At 65.9% G+C, this 3,787-nt stretch carries 2 protein-coding genes; both read right to left on the bottom strand.

Annotation, left to right across the window (positions count from 1 at the left end; genetic code table 11):
- Positions 1-26: 26 nt before the first annotated feature.
- Positions 27-1,244, bottom strand: a complete 1,218-nt coding sequence (serB, locus tag QH196_RS18420; RefSeq protein WP_432279510.1) for a phosphoserine phosphatase SerB — start codon at positions 1,242-1,244, stop codon at positions 27-29.
- Between the two features lie 396 nt (positions 1,245-1,640).
- The gene (ctaD, locus tag QH196_RS18425) at positions 1,641-3,389 is read right to left on the bottom strand and encodes an aa3-type cytochrome oxidase subunit I (protein WP_280417039.1); all 1,749 of its coding nucleotides are present in this window, start codon (positions 3,387-3,389) and stop codon (positions 1,641-1,643) included.
- Between the last annotated feature and the right edge of the window lie 398 nt (positions 3,390-3,787).

A 3,787-nucleotide genomic window follows, 5' to 3' on the forward strand; every position in this document is an offset into this window, starting at 1 on the left:
GCCGAAGGCGGCGCCAAAAAACACAACTACCCCAGCGGGACCCGCCGCAGCAGCCCGTCTTCCGCGTCCGCGGCCTCCACCTCGTCGCGGGTGACCCCGAGGATGAACAGCACCGCATCGAGGTAGGGGTGCGACAGGGCCGTATCGGCGACCTCGCGCAGCGCCGGTTTGGCGTTGAACGCCACACCGAGACCCGCCGCGTTCAACATATCGATATCGTTGGCCCCGTCGCCGACGGCGACGGTCTGTTCCATGGGGACCCCGGATTCGGCCGCGAACGCCCGCAGTGCGGTCGCCTTGTAGGCGCGGTCCACGATCTGCCCGACCACCCGGCCGGTGAGTTTTCCGTCGACCACTTCCAGCACATTGGCCTGTACGAAATCGAGGTCGAGTTCGCGGGCGAGCGGGTCGATCACCTGCCGGAAGCCACCGGAGACCACACCGCACCGGAAACCGAGCCGTTTCAGGGTCCGGATGGTGGTGCGCGCCCCCGGGGTCAGGGCGATGGTCGCCGCGACCTCCGCGATCACCGATTCATCCAGCCCGGCCAGGGTCGCGACCCGCTGCCGCAGCGATTCCGCGAAATCGATCTCACCGCGCATCGCCGCCTCGGTGACAGCGCGCACCTGCTCTTCCACACCCGCGTAGGCGGCCAGCATTTCGATGACCTCGCCCTGGATGAGGGTGGAATCCACATCGAACACGATGAGCCGTTTGGCCCGCCGTGCCAGCCCGGCCCGCTCCACCGCGATATCGACGCGCTCGGTGACCGCGACCTCGGCCAGCGCCGTCCGCAACTGCGAATCGGTATCGCCCGCCCGGTCCGGGGCGGTGACCATGAGCTCCATCCCGGTGACCGGATAGTCGGCGATCCCGCGAATCAGGTCGATGTTCACACCGAGCGCGGCCAGCTCCCGTGATACCGCGCTGAACGCCCGCGCCGTCACCGGCGCGCCCAGCACCACCACGGCATGCGTGGAAACAGGCGCCCGGGCGGCATCGGCACCGGCATTCACATCGACCTGCATGCCGACGGTGTTCATCGCCTCTTCGAGCTCGTCCTGCAAAGCCTCGGGATCGGAGGGGCAGCTGACCAGCACGCCCAGCGTGAGCCGGCCGCGGATCACCACCTGCTCGATATCGAGCAGACTCACCCGATGCCGCGACAGCGCGGTCAACAACACCGACGTCACGCCCGGACGGTCGGGCCCGGTAACGGTGACGAGAACGGTTGTCTCGGCCAAAACCTCTCCTGTATTCATCCGCGTCGCCTCCGGGATGCGCAACGCTACGCCGGTCGCAGGACCGAAAACCCCACAACAATCTAAGCGCAAGCCCCGCCGAAAGTTCCCCCCACCCCACCCGATGGTGCCCACCGCCGGCACCGCGCCATCAGGACCCACGAGCCCGGACCGTCCCATGATCGAACGTGCCCGGCCGTGCCCCGGTCCAGCGAGCCCCTCGGAGATTGTGACCCAGGCGGGCCGAACGCAACCACGGCGGCGCCGAGTCCAGCGAGGCCCTCAAAGGGTTTCGGCCCGTCCAAGGGGGGCCGAAACCCCGCGCCGCCGAAGGCGGCGCCAAAAACACAGCCCGCCGACCGAGGCCGACGGGCTGTGTCTGTGTGCTGCGGGAGCGGGTCAGGATTTGACCAGCTTCTTCTCCACGTCGGGATCGTGGTGTTTTGCTCCACCGTTGAACCCGACGTGCGCTTCCTTGCGCATCCGCTCGATCATATGCGGGTAGTGCAGTTCGAAGGCGGGGCGTTCGGACCGGATCCGCGGCAGTTCGTAGAAGTTGTGCCGCGGCGGCGGGCAGCTGGTGGCCCATTCCAGCGAGTTGCCGTAACCCCACGGATCGTCCACGGTCACCACTTCGCCGTAGCGGTAGCTCTTGAAGACGTTCCACAGGAACGGCAGCATCGAGGCGCCCAGGATGAAGGCACCGATGGTGGAGATGGTGTTCAGCGTGGTGAACCCGTCACCGGCCTGGTAGTCGGCGTAGCGGCGGGGCATACCTTCCGCTCCCAGCCAGTGCTGCACCAGGAAGGTGAGGTGGAATCCGAGGAACGTCGTCCAGAAATGCCATTTCGCGAGGCGTTCGTCCAGCATTCGGCCGGTCATCTTCGGGAACCAGAAGTAGATTCCGGCGTAGGTGGCGAACACGATGGTGCCGAAGAGCACGTAGTGGAAGTGCGCGACCACGAAGTAGGAGTCGGTGACGTGGAAGTCCAGCGGCGGGCTGGCCAGGATGACACCGGACAGACCACCGAACAGGAAGGTGACGAGGAAGCCCACCGAGAACAACATCGGTGATTCGAACGTCAATTGCCCCTTCCACATGGTGCCGATCCAGTTGAAGAACTTCACGCCGGTGGGGACCGCGATCAGGAAGGTCATGAACGAGAAGTACGGCAGCAGCACCGCGCCGGTGGCGTACATGTGGTGCGCCCATACGGCGATGGACAGGGCCGCGATACCGAGGGTCGCGTAGACCAGGGTGGTGTAGCCGAAGATCGGTTTCCGGCTGAACACCGGGAAGATCTCGGAGACGATGCCGAAGAACGGCAGCGCGATGATGTACACCTCGGGATGCCCGAAGAACCAGAACAGATGCTGGTAGAGCAGGATACCGCCGGTGCCGGGGTCGTAGATGTGGCCGCCGAGGTGGCGGTCGTAGGCCAGGCCCATCAGGGCGGCGGTCAGCAGCGGGAACGCGAGCAGCACCAGCACGCTGGTGACGGCGATGTTCCAGGTGAAGATGGGCATCCGGAACATGGTCATGCCCGGAGCGCGCAGGCAGACCACCGTCGTCAGCATGTTCACACCACCGAGGATGGTGCCCAGACCGGAGACGGCCAGGCCCATGATCCACAGGTCGGTACCCACGCCCGGCGAATGCAGGATATCGGTGAGCGGCACGTACGCCGTCCAGCCGAAGTCCGCGGCACCGCCGGGGGTGATGAAGCCCGCGGTCGCCATGGTGGCGCCGAACGCGTACAGCCAGTAGCTGAAGGCGTTCAGTCGCGGGAAGGCGACGTCGGGGGCGCCGATCTGCAGCGGCAGGATGATGTTGGCGAAACCGAACACGATCGCGGTCGCATAGAACAGCAGCATGATCGTGCCGTGCATGGTGAACAGCTGGTTGAACTGCTCAGGCGAAAGGAACTGCAGGCCCGGGCGAGCGAGTTCCCCACGCATCATCAGTGCCATCAGGCCGCCGATGAGGAAGAACGCCATCGAGGTGGTCAAGTACATGACACCCAGGACCTTCGGGTCCGTGGTTGTCACCGCCTTGTATATGAACGACCCCTTCGGCCCCAATCGTGCCGGAAATGGCCGAGTCGCTTCCACCCCCTGCGGGACTGGCTTGGGCTCTACGGCAGTCACTGATCCTCCTGAAGGTGCCTTTAGGGTCGCTCCGCAGGCTCCACTGTTTGCCCGCTGCCCCGTCGCGCGGGACAGCCAACGGTTAGCTTGCGCTTCTCGAATCGTAAACCGTCCGCCGAGCGGCGACCGAACGGGTCCTACTCTGTGTCGTACTACGGGCTCATCGAGACCCCGCACCCTGGCCCGCCAACAGCACACCGGCCCGCCGCTACATCGCACCATCGCCCCTCCGAACACCGCCCCGCACCCCCACCCGCCAGTGCACAAGAACATCCGGCCCCGGCCCACCCCAAAAGCAAGAACACCCGGCCCGCCCCAAAGGTTCGGGGCCCGGCTCGTTCTGGAGCGACGGAGCGGGGGAGCGAAGCGGAGGAGCGGAGGAGTGAAGAACGAGACCT

The organism is Nocardia carnea (assembly GCF_029868325.1).
Lineage (GTDB): Bacteria > Actinomycetota > Actinomycetes > Mycobacteriales > Mycobacteriaceae > Nocardia > Nocardia carnea_C.